General features: G+C 61.2%; 18 protein-coding genes. 7 read left to right on the top strand and 11 right to left on the bottom strand.

Translation table 11 applies throughout. The features are described from left to right. Positions 1–23 precede the first annotated feature (23 nt). A complete protein-coding gene (gene xylB / locus SULPSESMR1_RS01310; RefSeq protein ID WP_089419201.1) occupies positions 24–1,475 on the bottom strand; it encodes a xylulokinase in 1,452 nt (483 codons plus the stop codon). 99 nt (positions 1,476–1,574) lie between these two features. Between xylB and SULPSESMR1_RS01305 the strand changes: the two genes are divergently transcribed. After that, the gene (locus tag SULPSESMR1_RS01305) at positions 1,575–2,579 is read left to right on the top strand and encodes an SDR family NAD(P)-dependent oxidoreductase (RefSeq protein ID WP_089419200.1); all 1,005 of its coding nucleotides are present in this window, start codon (positions 1,575–1,577) and stop codon (positions 2,577–2,579) included. 101 nt (positions 2,580–2,680) lie between these two features. Further along, positions 2,681–3,370, top strand: a complete 690-nt coding sequence (gene rpe / locus SULPSESMR1_RS01300) for a ribulose-phosphate 3-epimerase (RefSeq protein WP_089419199.1) — start codon at positions 2,681–2,683, stop codon at positions 3,368–3,370. A 15-nt stretch (positions 3,371–3,385) separates the two neighbouring features. Here the strand turns inward: rpe and SULPSESMR1_RS01295 are convergent, their stop codons facing one another. The 7 genes from SULPSESMR1_RS01295 to SULPSESMR1_RS01265 form a co-directional block, all read right to left on the bottom strand. Continuing rightward, complete coding sequence (locus SULPSESMR1_RS01295; RefSeq protein ID WP_089419198.1) at positions 3,386–4,879, bottom strand: class I adenylate-forming enzyme family protein; 1,494 nt, start codon at positions 4,877–4,879, stop codon at positions 3,386–3,388. After that, positions 4,876–5,652 (bottom strand): oxepin-CoA hydrolase, alternative type, encoded by a 777-nt coding sequence (locus tag SULPSESMR1_RS01290; RefSeq protein WP_089419197.1) that lies wholly within the window; start codon positions 5,650–5,652, stop codon positions 4,876–4,878. Before SULPSESMR1_RS01290 ends, SULPSESMR1_RS01295 begins: the two co-directional genes overlap by 4 nt. Further along, positions 5,649–6,065, bottom strand: coding sequence for a PaaI family thioesterase (locus tag SULPSESMR1_RS01285; RefSeq protein ID WP_089419196.1), 417 nt, complete (start codon positions 6,063–6,065; stop codon positions 5,649–5,651). Before SULPSESMR1_RS01285 ends, SULPSESMR1_RS01290 begins: the two co-directional genes overlap by 4 nt. A gap of 1 nt (position 6,066) precedes the next feature. Next, a complete protein-coding gene (locus SULPSESMR1_RS01280) occupies positions 6,067–7,164 on the bottom strand; it encodes an acyl-CoA dehydrogenase family protein (protein WP_089419195.1) in 1,098 nt (365 codons plus the stop codon). Next, entirely contained in the window at positions 7,161–8,360 is a 1,200-nt protein-coding gene (locus SULPSESMR1_RS01275) for an acyl-CoA dehydrogenase family protein (RefSeq protein WP_089419194.1), read from the bottom strand. Before SULPSESMR1_RS01275 ends, SULPSESMR1_RS01280 begins: the two co-directional genes overlap by 4 nt. 20 nt (positions 8,361–8,380) lie before the next feature. After that, entirely contained in the window at positions 8,381–10,480 is a 2,100-nt protein-coding gene (locus SULPSESMR1_RS01270; protein WP_089419193.1) for a 3-hydroxyacyl-CoA dehydrogenase NAD-binding domain-containing protein, read from the bottom strand. A 188-nt stretch (positions 10,481–10,668) separates the two neighbouring features. After that, complete coding sequence (locus tag SULPSESMR1_RS01265; protein ID WP_089419192.1) at positions 10,669–11,160, bottom strand: class I SAM-dependent methyltransferase; 492 nt, start codon at positions 11,158–11,160, stop codon at positions 10,669–10,671. 164 nt (positions 11,161–11,324) lie between these two features. Between SULPSESMR1_RS01265 and SULPSESMR1_RS01260 the strand changes: the two genes are divergently transcribed. Genes SULPSESMR1_RS01260 through SULPSESMR1_RS01245 form a run of 4 tightly spaced genes read left to right on the top strand, consistent with a single transcriptional unit; the run spans position 11,325 to position 17,209 of the window. After that, positions 11,325–13,094, top strand: coding sequence for an ABC transporter ATP-binding protein (locus SULPSESMR1_RS01260; RefSeq protein ID WP_089419191.1), 1,770 nt, complete (start codon positions 11,325–11,327; stop codon positions 13,092–13,094). Further along, on the top strand, positions 13,087–15,033 hold the full coding sequence (locus SULPSESMR1_RS01255; protein ID WP_089419190.1) for an ABC transporter substrate-binding protein: 1,947 nt from the start codon (positions 13,087–13,089) through the stop codon (positions 15,031–15,033). The genes SULPSESMR1_RS01260 and SULPSESMR1_RS01255 overlap by 8 nt, the downstream gene beginning before the upstream one ends. Continuing rightward, positions 15,030–16,058 carry an ABC transporter permease gene (locus SULPSESMR1_RS01250; protein WP_089419189.1) on the top strand — a complete coding sequence of 343 codons (1,029 nt, stop codon included), beginning with the start codon at positions 15,030–15,032 and terminating at the stop codon, positions 16,056–16,058. The genes SULPSESMR1_RS01255 and SULPSESMR1_RS01250 overlap by 4 nt, the downstream gene beginning before the upstream one ends. Beyond that, positions 16,055–17,209: an ABC transporter permease gene (locus tag SULPSESMR1_RS01245; protein ID WP_089419188.1), complete on the top strand. Its 1,155-nt coding sequence runs from the start codon at positions 16,055–16,057 to the stop codon at positions 17,207–17,209. The genes SULPSESMR1_RS01250 and SULPSESMR1_RS01245 overlap by 4 nt, the downstream gene beginning before the upstream one ends. A 6-nt stretch (positions 17,210–17,215) precedes the next feature. Here SULPSESMR1_RS01245 and SULPSESMR1_RS01240 read toward each other — a convergent pair whose 3' ends face one another. The 3 genes from SULPSESMR1_RS01240 to SULPSESMR1_RS01230 form a co-directional block, all read right to left on the bottom strand. Beyond that, on the bottom strand, positions 17,216–19,435 hold the full coding sequence (locus SULPSESMR1_RS01240; RefSeq protein ID WP_089419187.1) for a DEAD/DEAH box helicase: 2,220 nt from the start codon (positions 19,433–19,435) through the stop codon (positions 17,216–17,218). A gap of 66 nt (positions 19,436–19,501) precedes the next feature. Further along, positions 19,502–21,820 carry a hypothetical protein gene (locus SULPSESMR1_RS01235; protein ID WP_089419186.1) on the bottom strand — a complete coding sequence of 773 codons (2,319 nt, stop codon included), beginning with the start codon at positions 21,818–21,820 and terminating at the stop codon, positions 19,502–19,504. Next, positions 21,810–24,194 (bottom strand): mechanosensitive ion channel domain-containing protein, encoded by a 2,385-nt coding sequence (locus tag SULPSESMR1_RS01230; protein WP_089419185.1) that lies wholly within the window; start codon positions 24,192–24,194, stop codon positions 21,810–21,812. Before SULPSESMR1_RS01230 ends, SULPSESMR1_RS01235 begins: the two co-directional genes overlap by 11 nt. Before the next feature lie 168 nt (positions 24,195–24,362). On the opposite strand from SULPSESMR1_RS01230, the gene SULPSESMR1_RS01225 reads away from it, so the two are divergent. Next, positions 24,363–25,658 carry a nucleotide sugar dehydrogenase gene (locus tag SULPSESMR1_RS01225; RefSeq protein WP_089419184.1) on the top strand — a complete coding sequence of 432 codons (1,296 nt, stop codon included), beginning with the start codon at positions 24,363–24,365 and terminating at the stop codon, positions 25,656–25,658. The last annotated feature ends 11 nt before the right edge of the window (positions 25,659–25,669 follow it).

Raw genomic sequence — 25,669 nt, 5'->3', positions numbered from 1 at the left:
GCCACTCCACGTCAAAATCTGCATCATTGCAATGCCTTCAGGTTTGCGTATGCATCGCGGTACGCCTGATGCGCCTCGGCGCAAGCCGCAACAAGTGATGGGTCGGGGTTCACCGTGCGTGCGATTTCTGGCTTGGCCATAACCTGTACCGGATCGGCACCGGTCACGCCACAAATCGCCAGACGCGCAGCGCCAAGTGCCGCGCCGAACTCGCCCCGCGCAGGGATTTCCAGTGGCAGGTTCAACGTGTTTGCCAGCATCTGCACCCAATGCGCCGACGCAGCCCCGCCGCCGATTGCCAGCAACGCCTGTGGGTTGGCCCCCGTGGCACGCAAGGCCAAAAGGCTGTCGGCCTGCGCAAAACTAACACCCTCAAGCACGGCGCGGGTCATGTCCGGCAAATCGTGGGCAATATCCAACCCGCTGAACCCGCCGCGCACCTGCGCATCGTTGTGTGGCGTCCGTTCGCCCGACAGATATGGATAGAACCGCAACCCGCCCGGCGCACGCACGTCATCGCCCAAGGCAGCAGTCAGTGCCGCAGGCCCCTGCCCTGTGATCCGCGCCAGCCAATTGAGGCTGTCGGTACAGGCCAGCGTCACCCCCATCTGATACCACCGCGCGGGAACCGCATGGCAGAACGTATGCACCGCACTCTCTGCATCAGGCGCAAACCCGTCACGTGCGGCCAGCACCACGCCCGAGGTGCCAAGCGAGACAAAGCCGTCGCCCTCTTTCAACGCCCCCACGCCGCACGCGGCTGCGGCATTATCAGCCGCCCCTGCAATCACCTGAACCCCGCGCGGCAGGCCCAGTTCATCTGCCAAGGCATCGCGCATCGGCCCAATCACGCCTGTGCCCTCGAACAAGGTAGGCATCTGGTTACGGCGCATCCCGCCTGCGTCCAGCAACCTGTCGGACCAATCGCGCGCGCCCACATCCAGCCATGCGGTGCCCGCCGCATCCGACATCTCGCTGGCACAGGTGCCGGTCATCCACAGGCTGACGTAGTCCTTGGGCAGAACCACCTTGGCCACGCGGGCAAAAACATCAGGCTCATGTGCTGCAACCCATGCCAGCTTCGGCGCGGTAAAGCCCGGAAAGACGATGTTGCCGCTGATCTCGCGCACGCTTGTTTCCGCATCCAGTTTCGCCGCCTCGGCATGACTGCGCGTATCGTTCCACAGGATGCAGGGTCGCAGAACTTCACCCGCGTCATCCAGTAAAACCGCGCCGTGCATGTGCCCCGCCACGGCAATGCCGCGCAGGGCGGCATAGGCTTTCGGGTGTGCTGCCATCAACGCCGCCAACGCCGTCCGACAGCCATCAAGCCACATTGCCGGATCCTGTTCGCTCCAACCGGGTGCCGGATGCGCCGCCTGATAATGTGCCTCTTGTGCCCCCACGGGCGCGCCGTCTTCGTCCACCAACAGTGCGCGCACACCCGACGTTCCCAGGTCCAATCCGATATACATGGCATTTCTCCCTTGCCGCATCCTGACCCTGAATAAATTTTATTGTCAAACTAATAGCTGCTGCTGGCAATCACCTCGGCCCTGCGCCAAAGTCGCCCCATGACACGCACCGCCCTCATCACCGGATCAGCCGGCTTTATCGGTTATTTCACCGCCCGCCGCCTGCTGGATCAGGGCTGGAAAGTGATTGGGCTGGATGCGATGACCGACTACTACGACGTCACGCTAAAAACCCGCCGCCACGCGATGCTGAACCAAAGCGCGGGGTTCACCGCCGTCACCGACAGGCTGGAAACCCCCGACACGCTGCGCACCCTGTTCGACAGCCACCGCCCCGACGCGGTCATCCACCTGGCTGCCCAAGCGGGCGTGCGCTACTCCATCGACAACCCGCGCTCCTACGTCGAAGCGAACCTTGTTGGCACATTCGAACTTCTCGAAGCCGCCCGCGCCTTTCCACCCACGCATATGTTGCTGGCCTCCACCTCCTCGGTCTACGGCGCCAGCACCCAAATGCCCTATACCGAGACCGACAAGGTCGACAGCCAGATGTCGTTCTACGCCGCCACCAAAAAGGCGACCGAGAACATGGCCCACAGCTATGCGCACCTTTATGATCTACCGGTAACCATGTTCCGCTTCTTCACCGTCTACGGGCCGTGGGGCCGCCCCGACATGGCCCACTTCAAATTCACCCGCGCCATCCTCAACAATCAGCCGATCGAGGTCTACAACCACGGCGACATGATGCGCGACTTTACCTATATCGACGATCTGACCGCCGCGATCAGCGCCCTGATCGACGCCGCCCCCGAACGCGACAATCCGGTTGCGGGCGACAGCCTCAGCCCTGTAGCACCGCACCGTATCGTCAACATCGGCAACGGCGCGCCGGTCAAACTGATGGATTTCATCGCCGCAATCGAATCCGCCTGCGGCACCAAGGCACAGATAAACTTTAAAGACATGCAGCCCGGTGATGTCCCCGCCACATGGGCCGACGCGACCCTGCTGGAAACCCTGACCGGCAAACGTCCCGCCACCCCGGTTCAAACCGGAATCGACGCCTTCGTCGCGTGGTATCGCGACTACTACGACATCTGATCCTTCATCTTGCCAAATAAACTCCCGCCGGAGGCACCCGCACTTTCCACGCGCGGTCCGGCCCGTTATAGACAGCCCGACCCCAACCCAAAGGCTGCCCCATGACCTTCGACCGCGCCATCAAAATCGCCCCTTCCATCCTTGCTGCCGATTTCGCCAACTTCGGTGCCGAATGTGCCGCCGCCGAAGCCCAAGGCGCGGACTGGATCCACGTCGACGTGATGGACGGCCACTTCGTGCCCAACATCACCTTCGGCCCCGCCACCTGTGCGGCGATCCGTCCCCACATCAAGGGCGTGATGGACGTGCATCTGATGATCTCGCCGGTCGATGCCTATATCGACGCTTTCGCGCAGGCCGGTGCCGACGTGTTGACCGCCCATATCGAGGCTGGCCCACACATCCACCGCACCCTTCAGGCGATCCGCGCAGCCGGATGCAAGGCAGGTGTCGCGCTGAACCCCGGCACACCTGCGTCCGCTGTCGAAGACCTGATGGATATGGTGGATCTGGTTTGCGTGATGACGGTGAACCCCGGTTTCGGCGGGCAAAAGTTCATCGACATGACCGCCAAGATCAAAGCCCTGCGCAGCATGATCGGTGACCGCCCCGTGCATATCGAAATCGACGGCGGCGTCGATCCCGCAACTGCCCCGCTGGTGGCGCAGGCCGGTGCCGACGTGCTGGTCGCAGGCTCAGCTGTGTTCAAAGGCGGCTCGGTGCAAAACCCCGCGCCCTACGGTGACAACATCCGCGCCATTCGCGCCGCCGCCGAGGGCGTCTGGACCTAAGCCCCGAAAAGCGCCTCAGCCGATCTGATCGGCAAAGGTTTCAAGCAACTTGTGCTTCAGGATCTTGCCCGTGGGTGCCGCGGGCAGGGACGACGCCAGAATGATTTGGCTGGGCCGCTTGTAGCCCGCCAGCCGTTCGGCGGCAAAGGCGCGCAGGTCTTCGACGCTGACATCGCAGCCGTCGGCCACCTGACAGAACGCCAGCACCTTTTCATCGGCCCCGACCTTGTGGCCGATCACCGCCGCCTGAATAACCTGCGGGTGATCGTTCAGCGCCGCCTCGACCTCGGGCGGATAGACGTTGAACCCGCCGTGAATAATCAGCTCTTTCGACCGCCCCACAATGTGCAGGTGCCCTTTTTCGTCAATCCGCCCCAGATCGCCCGTATGCAGCCAGCCATCCGCCGACAGCACCTTGGCGGTCTCCTCTGGGTTTTTGTAGTACCCCTTCATGATCTGCGGCCCGCGCGTGATGACTTCGCCCACGCCATCGCCTGCCCCCGGCGCGTCCATATCCAGCGCCACCTCGACCCCCGGAAGGGCTGGTCCCACCGAAATGTCAGGGTCGCCGATCTCGTTGGTGGTGGCCGCCGTGCCTGCGCTGGTCTCGGTCATGCCATAGCCATTCTGCAAGGCGACGCCATAGAACGCTTCGGCCTGACGTTTCCACGCAGGGTCCAGCGGCGCGGCACCCGATGACACATAGCGCAAGCTGGGGCTCTCTAGCCGCGCATAGCCCATCTTTTTCGAGTAAGCCATCAACAGCGCGTGCATCTGCGGCACTGCCGAACACAGTGTCACCCCATCGCGCAAGGCGTCATAGGTCGCCGCCACGTCAAAGCGCGCCGCCAGCCGCACGGGTGCGCCGATATAGACAGCCGCTGCCATGACCGAACACATGCCAAACACATGGGTCAACGGCAGCACACCATAAATCACATCATCCGGTGTCATATTGCGCAGATTGGCCGAGGTCAGCCCGCCGAAACGCACGTTGGCGTGAGTCAACATCACGCCCTTGGGTGTGCCGGTGGTGCCGGTGGTGTACAGCAAAATCGCCACATCGGTGGCATCGTCAGACGTGCCGCCCTCCAAGGGGGCAAAAGACAGCGTGCCGTAAACCCCCACCGCTTCCACCGCGTCGAACCGCACCCCGTGGGCGGCTGCATCCGCCGATGCGCCACTGGTGCAGACCAGCGCACTCGGCTCGGCATGGTCGATGATCTTTTGCACCTCGCCTGCGGTCTGGCGCGCGTTGAACGGCACCACGGTCGCGCCGATCTTCCAAGCACCGAACAACAATGCCACAGCGGCCACACAGTTTTCGGCCAGCATCAGAACACGGTCACCCGCAACCACGCCAAGTTCGATCAACCGCGCGCCGATCTCGTCGGCACTGGCGTCCAGCTGGGCATAGGTCACGCGAACGCCGGTGTTGTCCTCGAACGCCAGTGCATCGGGGCGAGTGGCAACCTGCTGGGCCAGATAATCTTCGACCCGATCGTTCATTTGCCAAACTCCGGCGCACGTTTTTCCAAAAAGGCCGCGATGCCTTCGGCGGCTTCATCCGCGCCAGCGGCCCATGCCATGCCGTCACGTTCCATATCCAGTTGCGCGGCCTCGTCCTGCTCATAGGCGCGCGACACCATCGCGCGGATGCGCCCTTGGGCTACACGCGGGCCTTTGGCGATGCGATCCACGATGGCCAGTGCCTGCGGCACCACATCTTCCGCCGCGCAAAGCTGGCTCACAACACCCAGATCACGCATCTGCTCGGCGGTTACCGGCTGCGCCAGCACGCACATCTCCATCGCCAGTTGACGCGGAATCATACGAGCCAGATGCGCGGTCAATCCGCCATCGGGCACCAGCCCAGCGTTCACATAGGACGCGGTGAATTTCACACCCTCTTCCGCCACGATCATATCACAGGCCAGCGCAATCGACGCGCCGGCCCCCGCGGCCCCCCCTTTGACGGCGGCGATCACCGGCACCGGGCTGTTGCGGATCAAACGGACCAGATCGTGCAATTCGTCAATCTTGGTGCGGCGTTCGTCTTCGGCCATGTCGCGCCGCGCGATCAGCACATTCAGATTGCCCCCTGCGCAGAAAAATCCGCCCTGCGAGGTCAGAACAACGGCGCGAATACGCGGCTCCTGCGCCTTGACAAAGGCCTCTGCGATCACCGCATACAGTTCGGGCGACAGCGCCCCGCGCATCTGTGCATTGCCATTCCAGACAATCAGCCGGTCACCCGCATCCTCCAGATAGGCATCGCTCATCCCCGCCCCTCCGGCACTTTTTTGTAAACGCCAGTGGCCGTGGCCAGCAAACGTCCGTCTTCGTGATGCAATTCACCCTCGACAAACAACAGGCTGCGCCCGCCGCCCGTCACCTTGCCCGTCGCCACCACGCGGCCCGTCAGCGCAGGTGCTATGAACTGGGTGTTCATCGAAATCGTCAGAAACTTGTCGCTGCCGTCTTTCGACGTATGCACAGCAGCGCCATAGCCCATCGCATTGTCCAGCAGACAGGCAATGATGCCGCCATGCAGCGCACCGTGGCGGTTGCCGTGCTGCGCGCCGATATCCAGCACGCAGCGTCCTTTTCCATCATCGGCCGAAATATCAACCACATAACCCAAGAGCGTCTGTGCGCCCGTCTCGTCGCGGATAATTTCCGGCCCGTCAGTCATATCAGGCCGCACTCAGCGCGATAAAGCGTTCCAGATGGTGATCGGTATCGCCAAAACGGTGATCAGCCATGGTGATACGTTTGGCGATATGGGCCAGTTCGTACTCCTGCGTCATGGCGATGCCACCGTGCATCTGGATCGATTCCTCTGCGATCAGACGACCGGCACGGCCCAGCAGGTTTTTCGCCGCCGAAATGTTCATGTCGCGCGTGCGGGTGTCTTCGTTCAGATTGCCCGCCGCGTTGATGACGGCACTGCGTGCCTGTTCCATCTCAATCAGCATGTCTGCCATGCGGTGTGCCAGCGCCTGAAAGGTGCCGATGGGGCGGCCAAACTGCTTGCGCGTGCCAAGATAGTCGTTGGTCAGACGTGTCGCCGTATCCATCGCACCCAGCGTTTCGGCACATTGCGCCATCGTCGCCAGCGCCATCACATCGCCCAGCACGGCAAAGCCGTCCTCGGTCAGCAATTCGCCTTCGACACCGTCCAGAGTGACCTCGGCGGCGCGGCCACCGGCCAGCAACGGATAGCCCTGAATGTTCAGACCCGCCGCGTCCTTGGCCACAAGGTACAGCGAAATGCCCGCCTCGTCCGCCTCGTCACCCGATGCACGCGCCGACACAATCAGATGGTCGGCATTTTCGGCGTTCATCACCACGGCCTTGCGACCGTTCAGCTTGCCGCCGTCGACAGACGTGCGCACATGACTCAGATCATAGCGGCTGGTGGGTTCACCATGCGCCACGGCCAGTTGCAAACCGCCCCCGATCATCTCTTCAACCAGTTCGGTTTTGCCACAGGCGGCCAGCACACGGCCCCCGATCAATGCGCTGTCCATAAACGGCTCGACCACACCCGCGCGACCCAGCTCTTCGAAGACCACGGCAATGTCGAAACCCGCACCTCCAAAACCGCCCTGCTCTTCGGTGAACAGCGCACCGATGACGCCCAGTTCGGCCAGTTGCGCCCAGACATCCGCCGACATGCCGCCCGCGCTTTCCAGAATCTGGTTGCGCGTGGCTGTCGAATATTTGTCCCGCAAGTAACGCCGCAGGCTGTCTTGCAGCATTTGCCGCTCTTCTGTCAGATCAAAGTTCATTGACCGCCTCCCATCATGACCTTCGCGATGATGCCGCGCTGGATTTCGTTGCTGCCGCCAAAGATCGACAGCTTGCGATTGTTGAAATATTGCGCCGCGACCGGACCCGCCTCATGCGGATCGGGCAGGGCTTCGTTGCTACCTTCAATGGCTTCGGAGGCGAACGGCATCGCGTATGGGCCAACGGCCCTGCGCGCCAGATCGTTGATTTCCTGACGGATAATCGTGCCTTTGACCTTCAGCATCGACGCCTCGACCCCCGGCGCACCACCTGCGGCAGCCGCCGAGATAATGCGCAGGTTACTGGTCGCCATCGCCTTCAGATCAATCTCGACCTGCGCCACACGTGCCGCAAAATGCGGGTTCGCCATCAGTGGCTTGCCACCGGCCATTTCAGCGCGTGCAATCCGTTTGACAGTGTTCAGACCCGCCTGCGAAAACCCGACGCCCGCGATATTGGTGCGCTCGTGTGTCAGCAGATACTTGGCATAGGTCCAGCCCTTGTTCTCTTCGCCCACAAGGTTTTCAACCGGTACTTTGACATCGTCAAAGAACACCTCGTTCACCTCATGCGTGCCATCCAGCAGGATGATCGGGCGCACTTCGATGCCGGGCGTATTCATGTCGATCAGCAGGAACGAAATGCCTTCTTGCTGCTTCACGTCGGGATCGGTGCGCACCAGACAGAAAATCATGTTGGCGTGCTGGCCCAGTGTCGTCCACGTCTTTTGACCGTTGACGATATAGTGGTCGCCATCACGCACGGCGCGGGTTTTCAGCGACGCAAGGTCAGAGCCAGCACCCGGCTCGGAATAACCCTGACACCACCAGTCGGACCCGTCCAGAATGCGCGGCAACCAATAGTCCTGCTGCTCTTTCGAGCCGAATTTTTGCAGCACAGGTGCCAGCATCGACAAACCGAAGGGCACAATCCGCGGCGCGTGGTGTGCGGCGGCTTCTTCCTCGAAAATGTGGCGCTGCACGGCGTTCCATTCGGCACCGCCGAATTTCTTGGGCCAATTCGGGGCCAGCCAGCCCTTGCTGTTCAGGATGGCGTGCCATTTCTCCTGCCCTTCCTTGCCCAGTTCGTCACCAAGGCGGATCTTGTCCGACATCTCCTTGGGAAGTTCGTCACGCATAAAGGCGCGCACTTCGTCACGAAATGCCAGTTCTTCGTCGGTATAGCTCAGGTCCATATCCGGTCTCCTTATCGGGATCAGGCCGCAGCGGCCTTGTTGAGGTCGTCGAATGTCTTGCCTTCGGCCACCAGCTGTTCCAGCAGCGGCGCGATCTGCCAAAAATGCGGGTCTTCCTTGCGGTATTCTTGCATGTCGGCCAGCAATTCCGGCAGGCCCACAATATCGGCCCATTTCAGTGGCCCGCCGCGATAGCGCGGGAATCCATAGCCGAACAACAACGTCATATCCACGTCCAACGGACGGCGCGCGATGCCCTCCCCCACGACTTTGGCAGATTCATTGACCATCGCGGCCATATAGCGGCGCACGATTTCCTCTGCGGTGAATTCGCGGGGACTAATGCCCTGCTGGGCCCGCTCGGCTTCGATCAGGGGCATAACATCGGGGTTCGGCACACGCGCCTTGGCCCCTGCGGAATAGTCGTAATAGCCCTTGCCGGTCTTCTGGCCGAAATGACCGTCTTCACACAGCTTGTCCGCATAGGAACTGTCGCGCGCAGCCGGATCAATGCCCTCGGCGCGTTTGCGTTTGCGCACGGCCCAGCCGATGTCCAGCCCCGCCAGATCGGCCACAGCAAACGGCCCCATCGCAAAACCGAACGCCTCCAGCGCCTTGTCGATCTCGTAGGGCGATGCCCCGTCCAAAATCATATGATCGGCAGCTGTGCGATAGGTAGACAGAATACGGTTACCGATAAACCCGTCACACACGCCTGCGCGCACGCTGATCTTGCTCATACGTTTGCCCAATTCGAAGCCCGTGGCGACAACGTCGGGCGCGGTCTTGTCCGCCACAACGATTTCCAGCAGCTTCATCACATGCGCGGGCGAGAAAAAGTGCAGCCCGATCACATCTTCGGGGCGGCTGGTGCTGGCGGCAATCTCGTTCACATCCAGATAGGACGTGTTCGACGCAAGGATCGCACCCTTCTTGCAGACGCGGTCCAGCTCGGCAAAGACGGTCTTTTTCACCGACATTTCCTCGAACACCGCTTCGATCACCAGATCGACATCAGACAGCGCCTCATAATTGGTCACGACCGACAGAATGTTGTTCAGAATCGCATCGTGCTTGTCCTGACTGATCTTGCCTCGCTTCAACGCACCGCTCAGGTTGCCCGCGATCCGCTTGCGCGCCGCTTCACCCGCTTCGGGTGTCATTTCCAGCAACGTCACCTGAAACCCCGACAGCAGCGCGGATGTGGCAATGCCCGCACCCATGGTGCCGCCGCCAATCACGCCGATATGCTGCAACGCGCGCGGCTCCACGCCCTTCAGTTCGGGCAGGTTGCCCACGGCGCGTTCGCTAAAGAATGCGTGGATCATGCCCTGCCGCTGGTCGGTTTCCATCAGGTCCATGAAAATCTTGCGTTCAGCGGCCAGCCCCTCGGCAAAGGGTTTTTCAACACCGGCCTGTACCGCACGCACACACCATGCGGGCGAAATCTGGCCGCGGCCACGGGACAGAATGGTCTCGAACGCGCCATCCCAATCAATCGCGGCAGGAGTTTCCATTTCCGAAACCGGACGGCGCGGCGCGCCCGCATCCAGCAGCGACTGGGTATAATCAATGCCGTTCTGCTTGGGGTCGCCGTCGCGCACCTCGTCGATCAGGCCCAGTTTGGCTGCTTCGTCCGCCTTGATCTGGCGACCTGTGGTCATCACATCCAGTGCCGCCTCGACACCGGTCAGGCGCGGCATACGCTGCGTGCCACCGGCTCCGGGGATCAGGCCCAGATGCACTTCGGGCAGGCCAACACGGGCAGAGGGCACCGCAATGCGGTAATGACAGCCCAGCGCAACCTCAAGCCCGCCACCAAGACTGACCCCGTGCATAGAGGCAACCACCAGCAAAGGTGACGCCTCGATACGGTTGATCAACACCGGCAGATAGGGCTCCATCGGTGGCTTGCCGAATTCGGTGATGTCGGCACCGGCAAAAAACGCGCGACCCTCGCCCACGATCAGCACAGCCTTGACACCGTCATCGGCCTCGGCGCGGTCCATACCGTCCCACAGGCCCTGCCGTACAGCCTGACTTAGCGCGTTGACGGGCGGGTTTTGTACCGTAAGCACGGCGATGTCACCGTGGCGTGAATATGCAATCTTGTCGCTCATATCTGGGCTCTCCTCCGATTCGGCCACCTTGCGAGCTGGCCCTCTGTTTCGGGATGCGAAACTGCATTCCGCTCCAGCGCTGCCAGATAGCCACAAGGTACATAACCCCGCAAGCAGAACATAGGCGCGATGTGAAACGCCGCCACGTCACAACCCGCACGGTCACCGCGTCACGGCGCAAGCCCGGCTTAGCGTGGTGCGCGGTAGATGAAACAGCGCTCTGCCACAGCACCCTCGGGCAGGGGCAGTTCCTCGAAGCCTTCAAAATACATCCGGTCACTGGCCACCATCACCCCGCCGGGTGCCAGCAACGGCTGCACATAAGGCGAAATCGCGCGGGCAAAGGCGTCGTTCTTGGCAGGGTTATGCCCGCCCAGATCGGCATGTACCAGCGCCGCCACAGGGCCGAACCGGTCCAACGCCAGCGGCAGTGTTTCGAAAACATCGCCCAAAATCAGCATGTCATCGGGCGGCGTGCTGTCGGGATGCGACGCAACTGCGCGTTCAAACACATAAATATCGCGCGGTGCCAGCACTTTGCGCATGTGATCATAGGTGCGCCCGTTGCCCAGCCCCAACTCAAACGCAGGGCCGTTCATTCCTGCCACCAATCCCGCCGCATGTTCGAGACCGGCGCGTTGCGACACCATCCGGTCGATAAATATATCCAGTCGGCTCAAGGCAACAATCTCCTTTCGATCGGCTTTCCCAATGTACATGGGCCACAAGTGGGCGAATGTGTAGGGTACGACACGGATAAACCCGCCATCACTGGACCTGCGCCAAGAAATCGGGTTTCACTGATACACAGACTGTGCCCCTATCCGGCACAGCAGGGGACAGCATGACACCACTTCTTGATGTGGCAGACCTAAGCATCGGGTTCGGCACTGCGCCGCCCGTAGTGCAGGGCGTCAGTTTTTGCGTGATGCCCGGCGAAACTCTGGCACTGGTTGGAGAAAGCGGATCAGGCAAGACCCTGACCTGCCGGTCGGTGCTGCGCATCCTGCCCGCATCGGCGCAATTGCGCTCGGGCAGCATCCGCTTTGGCCACAAGGGAGCAGTGCAGGATCTGCTGGCCCTGCCCGAACGCCAGATGCGCGCCATTCGCGGCAACCACATCTCGATGATCTTTCAAGAACCCATGCGGTCGCTGTCGCCGTTGCACCGGATCGGCAATCAGGTCTCCGAAGTGTTGAAACTGCACAGGTCGCAATCGGGGGCGGCTGCGCGCAAACAGGTGCTTGAGACATTTGAGCAGGTGGGCTTTGCCGATCCCATGCGCGTCTTTCGCGCCTACCCCTTCGAATTGTCGGGCGGGATGCGACAGCGGGCGATGATCGCAATGGCAATGGTGGCCAAACCCGATCTGCTGATCGCGGACGAACCGACGACGGCGCTGGACGTGACCACACAAGCGCAAGTGCTGGGGCTGATCAAAGATTTGCAACACGACACCGGCATGGCTGTGATCCTTGTCACGCACGATCTGGGTGTGGTGGCCAACATGGCCGAAAAGGTCGTGGTGATGAACAAGGGCATGGTCATGGAAAGCGGCCCCGCAGCCGCAGTTCTGGGCGCGCCAAAACATGGCTATACGCAAAAGCTGTTTGCAGCAGCGCCGATGATCCCACAGGTGGCCGCCCCCTCTGCGCCGATGCCGCAAGACGACCTGATCCTTGACATGCGACACGTCAACAAAACCTACGAGGTGCGCGCTGGCGGCTGGAAGGCCCCCATAATTGTGCGCGCCTGCGTCGACGTGAACCTGTCGCTGCCCCGTGGCCGCACGCTGGCTGTGGTCGGTGAAAGCGGGTCGGGCAAGACGACCTGTGCCCGCATTGCCTTGGGGGCAGAGCAGCCCGACGCAGGCAGTCAGGTGATGTTTCGTGCCAGAGGCGCCGACGCAGCCCTGCCCGTGCATGCAATGGACCGCGCCCAGCGCACCAAATTCCAGCGGTCCGCGCAGATGGTGTTTCAGGATCCCTACTCGTCCCTCTCGCCCCGTATGCGTATTCAGGATGCGCTGACCGAGCCGATGGAAATTCACGGGCTTGGAACGCGCACCGACCGCCGCGACAAAGCCGCCGAAATGCTGCGCTGGGTTGGCCTGTCGCCCGATATGCTGGGGCGTTTTCCCCACGCCTTTTCCGGCGGCCAGCGCCAGCGCCTGTCGATCGCGCGCGCTCTGACGTTGGACCCGCAACTGCTGGTCTGTGACGAGCCGACCTCGGCGTTAGATGTATCGGTGCAAGAACAAATCCTGACCTTGCTTGAGGAGATCCAGCGGCGCATGGGGCTCAGCTACCTGTTTATCAGCCACGATCTGGCCGTGGTGTCGCGCATCGCGGACGAAGTTGCGGTGATGCGTCAAGGTGTGATTGTCGAACAGGCCCCGCCCGACACGCTGTTTTACAGCCCCCAACACCCCTATACCAAGGCGCTGATCGCGGCCCAGCCCGAACCCGACCTGTCACGTCCGATTGATCTGGCGCTGGTCGCCAAAGGGGCGGGCGCGCCGTGCTCGTGGCCCGAGATGTTCCGCTTTGACGGCACCGCAGCTCCTGCGCTGGTCGAAGTGAACCCAGGTCATCAGGTGCGCTGCCATGTTTAACCGGCTGTTCCCCCTTTTGCTGGCCGCCGCCGTAGCCCTTTCCTGCCCGCTGGCCGCCCAAACGCAGTCACCGCACCCCGTTGTGCAGGAAAGCACCTTTTGGGCCGACGAGGTCGCGCGCGGTCTGATGCCCCCCGCCACGTGGCGCATCCCCCAAGAACCGCTTGTCGTCGACCTCGAGGCGAAAGGCCGCAGTTTTGGCACTCAGGGCGGCACCCTGCGCACCATGATCTCGCGGTCCAAGGATGTGCGGCAGATGGTGGTCTATGGCTATGCACGGCTGGTCGGCTATGACCATAAATACAACCTGAAACCCGACATCCTGCGCGATGTGACCGTCGAAGACGGCCGTCGCTTTACGCTGCATCTGCGCGAAGGACACAAATGGTCGGACGGGTCTGACTTTACCTCGGCGGATTTCGATTATTGGTGGAACCACGTCGCCAATAATCCCGAACTCAGCCCCAACGGCCCACCCGATGTGATGCGCGTGGGGCGTCAGCTGGCCACAATGAGCTTTCCCGACCGGCTGACCGTGGTGGTCGAATGGCCCGTATCCAACCCCGAGTTTCTACAACAACTGGCGGCGGCGCGGCCTCCATTTATCTACCGGCCTTCGACCTATCTCAAGCAATTCCATGTTGATTTTGCCGACCCTGCAATACTGAAAACAGAGATCGACAAACGTCGGGTGCGCGGCTGGGCAGCGCTGCACAACCGTATCGACAATATGTACAAATTCGACAATCCCGCACTTCCCACGCTGCAGCCGTGGATGAGTGCGACCGCCACCAAATCGACACGCCAACTTTACGTGCGCAACCCGTATTTTCACCGCATCGACGCGCGCGGGGTGCAGCTGCCCTATATCGACGTGGTGGAAATGACCGTGGTGGGTGCGGGTCTGGTCGCAGCAAAATCCAACGCGGGCGAGACCGACCTGCAAGCGCGTGGACTGGATTTCAACGATGTGGCGATCCTGAAAAAGGGCGAAAGCGATGGTGCGAATTATCATACGCTGCTCTGGGGCAACGGTGCTGCCAGCCAGATTGCGATTTACCCCAACCTGAATTTTGCCGATCCCGTCTGGCGCGAGGTGATCCGCGACGTGCGTTTTCGCCGCGCCCTGTCAATGGGCATCGACCGACACATGATCAACCGCGCACTTTATTTTGGATTGGGACAAGAGGGCGGCATGGCGGCACTTGCCGGAAGTGCATTCTTTAGCGAGGCAAACCTGCACGCCTGGGCCAGCTATGACCCCGACGCTGCCAACGCGTTGCTGGACGAAATGGGCCTGACCGAGCGCACCCCTTCCGGACTCCGCAAACTGCCCGATGGCCGACCGATGGAATTCGTGATCGAAACCGCAGGCGAACGCCAAGAGGTCGAAAACGCGCTGGCCATCATTACCGACACATGGCGCGAGATCGGGATCAAGCTGGTGATGCGCCCGCTGGACCGCGACATCCTGCGCAACCGCGTCTATGCGGGCGTGACAATGGCGGCGGTCTGGTACGGCTGGGACAACGGGCTGCCCCAACCCTATACGCCACCGGGCTATCTGGCCCCCACCCAACAGGACTTTATGGCCTGGCCAATGTGGGGCCAATACTACCAGACACGCGGTGCTGCTGGCGAAGCCGTCAACATGCCGCAGGCCAAACGGCTGTTGGTGTTGTCCGCGCAATGGACCGCCGCCAAAGATGACGCCACCCGCAGTGCCATCTGGCGCGAGATGTTGGAAATTCACGCCAGCGAACAATACGGCATCGGCATTCTGGCCGAAGCCCCCCAACCCGTCGTGGTCAACAACACCCTGCGCAACGTACCAGAGGCGGCCACATGGGCGTGGGAACCGGGGGCGCATTTCGGCGTACACCGGATGGATGAATTCTGGTTCGATCTGCCCACGCAGACCGCACAGGTGAGCAAATGATGTTTCTGAAATATGCGGGCTACCGTCTGCTGACCATGCTGCTGACGCTGTGGGTGGTGTCGATACTGGTCTTTGCGATCATCAACCTGCCCCCCGGTGACTACCTGTCGAACCAGATCGCCGAACTGCGCGCCACAGGTCAGGCCGAAGGTGTGGCCAAGGCCGAATTTCTGCGCACCGAATACGCACTGGATCGCCCCTTGTGGATGCAATACCTGATCTGGATCGGCGCCGCCCCCGGCCCGCAGGGCTTCAGCGGCATGTTGCAAGGCGATTTCGGCTGGTCCTTTGAGTTTGACCAACCAGTGTCCGAGATCGTGGGCGACGCGCTGTGGCTAACCGTGCTTGTCAATCTTGCGGCTGTTCTGTTTGTCTATGTGGTGGCCTTGCCACTCGGGGTGCTGGCGGCAGCGAAATCCGAAACATGGGTGGACTATACGGCGGCTTTTGTCGGCTATCTGGGACTGGCCACGCCCAACTTTTTGCTGGCGCTGATGCTGTTCTACTATGGTCACAAATATATGGGCCTACCCATCGGCGGATTGATGGCCCCCGAATTCGAGGGCGAACCGATGAGCCCCGCCAAGGTGCAGTCGATCCTGATCCACCTGATCGTGCCGACGTTCGTCATCGGCACCTCGGGCGCAGCGGCGATGATGCAGCGGTTGCGGGCGAATATGCTGGACGAACTCAGCAAACCCTACGTCGAAACCGCCAAGGCCAAGGGCATGGCCCCTGCCCGTCTGTTGGCGAAATACCCCCTGCGCATGGCGTTCAACCCTTTCGTAGCCGACATCGGCAACCTGCTGCCTGCGATGGTCTCGGGGTCGGTGCTGGTGTCGGTGGTGCTGGGGTTGCAAACCATCGGCCCCGCGCTGCTGACCGCGCTGAAGTCCCAAGACCAGTTTCTGGCCGGTTTCGTGCTGATGTTTGTCGCCTTGCTGACATTGATCGGCACCATGATTTCCGATCTGCTTTTGGTGCTGCTTGACCCGCGCATCCGCTACGGGGCGCGCGAAGGATGAGCATGTTGCCCGGCAATCACTACGTCGACGACGCCCCGTATAATCCGGACGTCAACCTGAGCGAACCGGACCGCAAAGACATGGACGCGCCTGCGTGGCTGCTGGTCTGGCGTCGGTTCCGGCGGCACAAGATCGGGTTGCTCTCGGGTGTTTTCCTACTGCTAAGCTATCTGATGCTGCCCTTTGCGGGCTTCATCGCGCCCTATACTCCGAACGAGCGCAGCGCCGAGAACCTGTACCACCCGCCGCAAGCGATCCGCTGGTTTCACGAGGGCGATCTTATCGGCCCCTATGTCTACGCCACCAGCGGTCAGGCTGATCTGGTCAACTTCCGCTGGCAATACGAAGCCGACACAGACACCCCCATGCGGTTGCAGATGTTTTGCACCGGCGGTGAATACAATTTGATGGGATTCATCCCCTCGGATACGCACCTGTTCTGCGCGCCCGAGGGGGCCACGGTGTTCCTGTTCGGATCGGACCGGCTGGGCCGCGATGTGTTCAGCCGTATTCTTTACGGCGCACAACTGTCGCTGACCGTGGGGATCATCGGCATCACCGTATCCTTTGTCTTGGGCATCTTCTTCGGGTCCATCGCCGGGTACTTTGGCGGCAAGACCGACTGGATCATCAACCGCGCCATCGAGATACTGCGCAGCCTGCCCGAACTGCCGCTGTGGCTGGCGCTGTCCGCTGCGGTGCCGTCAAACTGGGGGCCGGTGGCGGTGTTCTTTATCATCTCGGTCATCCTCGGCATTCTTGACTGGCCGGGGCTGGCGCGGGCGGTGCGATCCAAGTTCCTGAGCCTGCGCGAAGAGGAATATGTGCGCGCCGCCGAGATGATGGGCGCAAAGCCGGGGCGTGTGATCCGCAGGCATCTGTTGCCCAATTTCATGTCACACCTGATTGCCAGCGCCACGCTGTCAATTCCAGCAATGATCCTCGGGGAAACCGCACTGTCGTTTCTGGGGCTGGGTTTGCGAGCGCCTGCGGTCAGTTGGGGCGTCATGCTGAACGATGCGCAAAATCTGGCCAGCATCGAGATCTATCCGTGGACGGCGATCCCGATGCTGCCGATCATCATCGTGGTTCTGGCGTTCAACTTCCTAGGGGACGGGCTGCGTGACAGCCTCGACCCCTACAAGTCCTGACCGGATTTAGCCGCGCGGTTTGCGGGGTGGCTGGCTGCCACCCGAACCGGAAAAGCCGCGTTTGCCAGCCGGTTTGCCCTTGGACGGCCCACCCGCAGATGCGCCTTTGCCTTTGGGTTTGCCGCCAGTGCCACCAGAGGTGTCGCCAAAGCGCGCCTTGCCGCGCGGACTGGTCACAGCGCCGTCAGCGCGTGCCGTATCCATCGCACTGCGCGGCTTTTTCTTGTGCGCGCTGTGCGGGCCTGTCGGCTTGGCACCGGCCTTGGGCTTTTTGCGGCGCGGGGTCGATGTGTCGTTCCAATCCACCGGACCCGCGGACTTTGGTGGGCCTTTGCGGGCGGGTTTGTCATCGGGCGAATAGTCCGACTTCGGCTTATAGTCCGATTTCGGCGCGGGTTTATACGCGGGCTTGTCAGACTTGGGCGCGGTATGCGTTTCGGGGGCGCGGGTTAACGCCGGTTCGGCCTTGGGCTTGTCATCCCACTGCTTCTTCGGCTTGTCGTCCCACTGTTTTTTGGGCTTGTCGTCCCGTGGCGGACGCGGCGCGCGTTCACCGCCAAAATCGCGGTCTTTGCCTTTGTAGGGCGGCTTGCCACCCTTGGCAGGGCCACGATCATCACGCGGCTTGTACGCGGGCTTGGGGCGGTTGGCTTCGGCGGGCGGTGTCGCCAGACGTTCCAGTTTCAGGCCACCTTCGACAGTCATGTCACTGCCCAAAGCCGCGGCAAAACCATCCGCGCTGGACTGCAGAATCTCGACAAAGGACGCATCGTCCGAAATACGGATCGCACCCAGATCATCCTTGGTCACGTCACCGGCCTTGCACAGGATCGGCAGCAAGCGGCGCACTTCGACGCCCTGATTGCGCCCGCCAGACACAGAGAACCACACGCTGGGGCCAAAGGCCGCGCGCGGTTTCGGCGCTTCGTTGCTGGTGGCCGACAAATCTTCGGGCGCGGTATAGCGTTGCGCCAGCACCCGCACGGTGGCCGTCGCCAATTGCTCTGCCGAATAGGTTTCGACCAGTTTGGCAACCAGCCCCGCTTCGCTCTCTGCGATGGGTTCGTACCACATGGGGTCGGCCAGCAAACGCGCCTCGTCCTCGGCGCGCACGGCGTCAGCACCCGGCGCTTCGCACCACGTCGCTTCCAACTGGGCCATTTTCAGGATGCGAGTCGCTTTCGCGCGCACCTTGGCGGTGACAATCAGCGCGCTGACGCCCTTGCGTCCCGCACGACCGGTCCGGCCCGAACGGTGCAACAGCGTCTCATGATTCGACGGCAGTTCGGCGTGCACAACCAGATCAAGGTTGGGCAGGTCGATGCCACGGGCAGCCACATCTGTGGCCACACAGACACGCGCACGCCCGTCGCGCATCGCTTGCAGCGCGTGCGAGCGTTCGGCCTGCGTCAGCTCGCCCGACAGGGCAACAACCGAAAAGCCGCGGTTCGACAGACGCGTGGTGATCCGGTTGACCATCGCACGGGTGTTGCAGAACACGATGGCATTGGGTGCCTCGAAAAACCGCAGGGTGTTGATGATCGCACTTTCGCCATCGTGGTTGGCCACGGACATAGCGCGATATTCAATGTCTGCGTGTTGCGAAGTGCCCGAAAGGGTCGTGACCCGCTGCGCGTTGCGCTGGTATTTCTGCGCCAGACCGGCAATGGATTTCGGCACCGTGGCCGAAAACATCAGCGTGCGGCGGTCTTCGGGACATTCGCCCAGAATATATTCCAGATCATCCCGGAACCCAAGATCCAGCATTTCATCGGCTTCGTCCAGCACCACGCCGCGAATAGCGCTCAGGTTGATCGAGCCGCGCATGATGTGATCGCGCAGACGGCCAGGCGTGGCGACAACAATATGCGCCCCGCGGTCCAACGCACGACGTTCGTCGCGCATGTCCATGCCGCCAACGCAAGACGCCATGACAACACCAGCTTTTTCATACAGCCATGCCAGTTCGCGTTTCACTTGCATCGCAAGCTCGCGGGTTGGTGCGATCACCAGTGCCAGCGGTGCGCTTGCGGGATCAAAGCTTTCGCTGTCGCCCAACAGGGTCTTGCCCAGCGCAAGGCCAAAGCCCACGGTTTTGCCCGATCCGGTCTGGGCCGAGACCAGCAAATCCTGCCCTTCAAGGGCCGGATCGGTCACGGCCTCCTGTACGGGCGTGAGGGTTTCATATCCGCGCTGGGTCAGCGCATCGGCAAGGCTCTGTTTCAAATGTTTTGGCTTTCGTTTGCGTAAGGCACGCGACCTATGCCTTTTGGCACCTGTTGTCGAGGGAATTTAATTACGCCATTCCAACGCCTGCAACAGCTTTGGCGCATCAAAAAACATCATCAACTGCCGCGTCTGGGTGCAGTTGCGTTTAACCAAAAGATCCAACTCTTTGGGATGCAACGAGGTTTGGGCATGTGGCACCTCGAAATCGGTCTCGTCGGGGAATGTTTCAAACTGGGCGCAAACCTCTTGCGACGGCACCACCCAACGTTCGAGGGCAGCAATCTTGGGGCGGGGCATGTTCCAGCCCAGCGGCAATTCCTGCGCCGAACTGTCGATCAGCGACTGAAACAGGCCCGCATAGATCTGTGGATCGGGAGAATGGCTGGTCTGAGTCGCCAATTCCAGCCCGCAGCTTTCGCCAAACCCGCAGCGGCGCTCCTCTAAAATGGCAATCGCCAGTTCGCCGCGCGCGGTGCGCGCCTGTAGCAAGGTCGTGACCGGATCTTTCAGAAACGACTGTGGCGCGCCGCTTGCGGGATGTTGTGGCGTGTTGCGGATCAGCACGGCGATAGTGAAAAACGGCACCTCGCACGGGGCCCAGTCCACCGGCCCGGTCATGAAGGGCACCGCGCGCGCCTCAAGCGCGTCGCAGCCGTCAACATCGGCAAAAGAGCGGTGGCGATAGTCGTCGTTGACCCCGTACCAATGCTTGCCCGTGCCCTGATTGATCACGTCCTTTTGCAAAAAGGTGGCATAGCCGTGGTTGATCGAGGCCAGGATTTCCGACAGCGTTTCGGCACCCGAATTCTCGAAATATCCGCCATCCACCAGATTTACAGCCTGTGTAACCTCGGGGCCGGTCAGAGTGGATCTGTCGGCGGGCATCTCATGCGGCGCATCGATATACGGGTTGAACCCGCGGCGCAGGGCAAAACGCAGCGACGGCGTCACCCACGGAAAGCTGGCAGAGGCCAGCGTGACGCTGCCAAGGTCCGGCTCGACCAGCGTGTGCGTGCCGGACTGCATGTCGCCCGAACCGCTGAAAAACGTCCAGCTGTTCTCGGCCCTAGTGTTGAATTCAAACGGCGAAAAAACAAACCGGTTGCCAGTCTGCACATTGGCCGTGACCGACACCAGCGCCGGTTTGCCCGACAGACGGTAGGGAAACGGGCCATTTTCGGCGCCATAAGTCCAAAAGTGGTCGGAATAGGCCACATCGGGCACGGGCACATAGCCCTCGGGAACACTGTTCAGACTCTCCAGCAGAACCCGCGTGCGTCCCTTGTCAGCCGATCCCAGAAACAGCAGCTTGCGCGGGATTTCCACAAACAACAGATGCGCCAACAATGGCGACAGATGATCCACCGTCAGATAACCCAAGTTGCTTGACGTGGCATCGGACCCGCACTGCGACACTTCGGAGGAATTGACCGCGTCGGTGTTGGCCTGAAACAGGGTGTTGCCCACCTGCCCGCCTGACACACCCACCATCGCAAACAGATGCTGCGCAAAGTTCGGGCAGCGTTTGGCCATCTTGGACAAGAACGCATAGGAATGCGCCATCGCATAACCGCCGCCGCCTTCGGATGCGGCCAATATCACCGGATAGGGTAACCGGTTGCGGCGGTAATAACCGGCATCGGCGCGATCGAACAGCCACAACGCAAAAGGATCCGCGCTGCCGACGTTCTCGGCGTTGACCGGCTGGCGGTCACGATAGACCGCCTCGTGCTGGAACTCGAAAAACACGAAACCGGCCAACACTGCCGCCCCCACCAGCCACGCCGCCCGCCGCCAGCGGCGCAGGATCGACAGGGCCACCATGACCATCCCCAGAAACACTGCGAACAACGACAGTGCCCCCATAAAGCGGGCAAAGCCCACCGCGTCCCACGACACCAGAAAATACATGACGACAAACAGGCCAATGGTCATGCCAAAAAGCTGCTGCATGGCCATTTCATTGTCCCAAGCGCGGCGCGGCAGCAGCAGGAACATCGCAAAAAGTTGCAGCCCCCAAATGACCGTCAAACCCCACACAGGCGCGACCGCATCCGACCACGGCGGACGCAGCGCCATAAAGACCAGCGGTAGCGAAAAAACCACAACATCCGCAACAAGACCGGCAAAGCTGTCGGTGCCCGAGCGGATCGCGAACAGACAGATCGCCGCCACAGCCAACAGCATCACCGGCCCGTACAGCGCCAGCGGGCCGGTGGCATCGGTGAACAGGGCCACAACCTGCAAATTGGTGCTGCTCGCAACCAGCCAGACGATCAGCGCCATCAACATCGGGATCACCCGATTAGGCAAATAATCCAGAATGCGCCCCATGCGCTGGCGCAGCGTGATCACAGGTTGGGATGTGGCCTCATCGGTCATCACCTGTCTCCTGTGCAACGTCGTGCATGTCTTCTTCGATCACAGCCTGTGCCGCGGCAGTCACCGCATCGCGCTGTTCTTCGTCCAGCTCCGACACTTTGCCATCGGCCAGACGCACAGTCACCTCGCGGTGGGCAAAGCGGATACCTTCGCGTTCGAACAGCGCGCGGATGTCTTCATAGACCTTTTTGCGCACCAGCCACTGATCGCCCGGCTTGGTCATGAACTTAACGCGGATGATCATCGCGCTGTCTTCCATCTGGATCACGCCTTGGGACTTTAACGGCTGGATGAAGTTATCGCCGATCACCGGATCGTCCAGCAACTCTATCCCCAGTTTCTTGATCAGCTTGCGCACCTTTTCCACGTCGGTGTCATAGGTCACGCGCAGGGGCAGTTTCATGATCACCCAATCGCGGGAAAAATTGGTCATGACCTGAATTTCACCAAACGGGATGGTGTGCAGCGCACCCAAGTGGTGGCGCAGCTGGAACGATCGCACGCTGATTTTCTCGACCGTGCCTTTGACGCCGCCCACGTCGATATATTCACCCTTGCGGAACGCGTCATCGAACAAAAAGAACGCTCCCGAGAACACATCCCGAACCAACGACTGGCTACCAAAGCCGATGGCGACCCCGACAAAGCCCGCACCGGCGAACAGCGGGCCCACGTTGACGCCAACCTCCAGCAGGATGATCAGCACAATCGTCACCACCACCACAATCAGCATCACGTTGCGAAACAGTGGCAGCAGCGTGGCCAGACGGGTGGCGCTGCTGGCACCACCACCTTCGTCGCCCAGTTCGGCCTCCATTTCATCGCCCTGTTCGTCTGCAATCTTCCGGTCGATCCAGATACGGAACGCGTGATAGATGATGTAGCCGATGAAGATAATCACCATGATGTCCAGCAGCGACTGGCCAAATATGTTGCCCTCGACCATATCCGAGGCGTTGCCCCAGATCAGCAAGAGCGCATAGCTGCCCGCTACAAATGCCAGAATACCCGACACCCGCCGCGCAAGCTGTTCATAGGTGTGCATCACATGGCGCGGCACAAACGGCGGCTTGGGGTGGTCCACCTCTGCCTCGGATGTTTCGTCACCAGTGTCGTCTGTTGTCTGCGCAAATGTGGGATCTGTCTGCGCGTTCATCATCTCGATCTGCCGCGCGCGTTCGAAATAGGTTTCGATCAGGTAATTGATGACACCGTACACCACCAGAATCGTGACCAGCACACCATAAGCCCCCGCAATCAGCGGGATTGATGTGGGCGTTTCCAGCACCAGATCAAAGGCCAGCTCCAGCCAGCCAAAGATGATATAAACGACCATCACCGGCAGCCACCACACCGACACGATGCGCAGCAGCCAAGCCACTTCGATTTTGCTGCGCCCATTGCGGATGGCGTTTGAAATCGCGGATCGGTTTACTGTCAGCAACAGGACGTTGATCAGCGCCATCGTCAGGCTGAGAATGCCAAAAACGATCGCATAGACGTTGTAGTTCAGCCCGAAGTCTTTCAGCCATGTGGCAAAGACCACGACGCAAATATCCAGCGACCCAACGTAGAACGCCCAGCGGTACAACCGTTTGGCATCGCGGTCGGAAAAGCGCGGGATGCGGTATTGCGACAGAAACGGCGACAGCACCATGCGCCACACGTCCCCCACGGTCCGGCAGGCCAGAAAGGTCGCGTTGATCGCCAGAATGGTGACCTGCAACGAAATGTCGGTGACGGGGTCAAAGAACAAAACGCCCAGCACATAGGCAATGGCCATCGACATCAAAGTGCTGGCAATGCCCACCAGAAAGCGGAACACCAGAAACGGCATTTTTTCGCGATAGCCTTTCGGGGTGTCCTGCATTCGTCCGGTGATAAAGCCTTGGAACACATAGGGTCCGATCAACTGCCGCATGGTCTGACTGCCGACAAACAGCAAAAGCGCACCCAGCAACAGCAGCTCGACATAGGTCATGATGCGGCCATCGGGGCTGGTTGCACGCAAGATATAGCGGACCTCGTTCAGGGAATCCGGAAGGGCATCCAACCGCTCGCTCAGGGTGCTGCGAAACTGCGCCCCGCGCTTTTGCGTTTCCATCAGCGTAGAGCCTTGCGGGTTTGGCGCTGGCACATCATCAGCAGCTTGCGGGTCTTCCGCTGCGTCCGGTGTGATCAGGTTACCTTGGGCGTCCACGACGATCACGCTCAGGCCCGCCTCGCGGGCTTTGCGCAGGGTTTCAGCCAATGGATCGTCCTGCGGCGCAGGGTCCGAGACGCTGGGAGTGAACAGGCTTTGGGATTGGGCGTGTCGCGGGGCAGCCGCAACTGTCAGCAGAACGCTTAGCCAAAAGCATAAAATCAGCCGCATCCTGTCGCCTTTTCGTCATCAAGATGACGATGACGCTAGCCGAGACGCGCATTCATTGCAATTCGCAAGCACAGACCCCACTTGTGGACACCGGTGATTTTTGCACCGTAGATATTAATAGCAGCAGTCCGGTTTGGGCCGCACGCCGCCAAAGACCAAAGGACGAATATGACAGACGCCACCCCGACCGGTTCCGCCCAGAGCGGACGTATCGCTATTCTCGGGCTGGGCTACGTCGGCCTGCCGCTGGCACTGGCACTGGCGCGTGCAGGTTTTGACGTGTTGGGACTGGACACCGATCCCGATATGGTGACCGCCCTCAGCGCGGGGCACGACCCGAACGGCGAGGTTGCGGACGCATCTCTGGCCGACACCACCGCGCGGTTCAGTTCCGACGCAGCCGACCTGAAGGGCGCGCGCAACTTCATCATCGCCGTCCCCACCCCGATTACCGACGCCAAAACCCCCGATCTGGGGCCTGTCTTGGGCGCCTGCGCCACCATCGCGCCGCATCTGACCGACGGTGCCCTGGTCGTGCTGGAAAGCACCGTCTATCCGGGCGTGACCGAAGAGGTCTGCGGCCCCGCACTGGCGGCGGGCAGCGGTCTGACCGTCGGCACCCAGATCAAACTTGGCTACAGCCCCGAGCGGGTGAACCCCGGCGACGCCGAACATTCGATGGAAAACGTGGTCAAGATCATTGCCGCCCAAGACGCAGAAACGCTGGACCGTCTGGACCTGATCTATGGTCCCGTGGTCAAGGCGGGCCTGCACCGTGCATCCTCGATCGCCACTGCCGAGGCGGCCAAGGTGATCGAGAACACACAGCGCGACCTGAACATTGCACTGGTCAACGAATTTGCGCTGATCTTCAACCGGCTGGGTCTGGACACGCTGGAAGTGCTGGAAGCGGCGGGCACCAAGTGGAATTTTCTGCCCTTCCGCCCCGGTCTGGTGGGCGGGCACTGTATCGGTGTCGATCCCTACTATCTGACCTACAAGGCGCAGCAAGTGGGCTATCACCCCGAGGTGATCCTTGCCGGTCGGCGAATCAACGACCACATGGGCGCGCATGTGGCCCAGACGCTGATCAAAACCATGCTGGGCCGTGGAAACCGTGTGCAGGGCGCACGGGTGCTGGTCATGGGCTATACGTTCAAGGAGAACTGCGCCGACACCCGCAACACCCGCGTGGCCGACATCGTGGCCGAATTGCAGGACTATTCGGTGCAGGTTGATGTGCATGAACCGTGGGTCGATGCGGACCTCATGCGCGCCCGCCACGGCGTCGACACCGTGACCGACCCCGAGCAAGGTGCCTATGATGCGATCATTGTTGCCGTCGGGCACCGCGAATTCGTCGCTTTGGGCGCTGATGGCATCCGCGCCTTTGGCAAACCGGGTGCGTTGGTCTATGACATCAAAGGGGTGTTTGGCCGGACCGGAAGCGACTTGCGCCTTTAAACACAAAAGAT

The sequence above is a fragment of the Pseudosulfitobacter pseudonitzschiae genome, assembly GCF_002222635.1.
In the GTDB taxonomy this organism is placed as follows: Bacteria; Pseudomonadota; Alphaproteobacteria; order Rhodobacterales; family Rhodobacteraceae; genus Pseudosulfitobacter; species Pseudosulfitobacter pseudonitzschiae_A.
The sequence above is the reverse complement of the archived record's forward strand: the minus strand, read 5'-3'. Positions and strand labels throughout refer to the sequence as shown.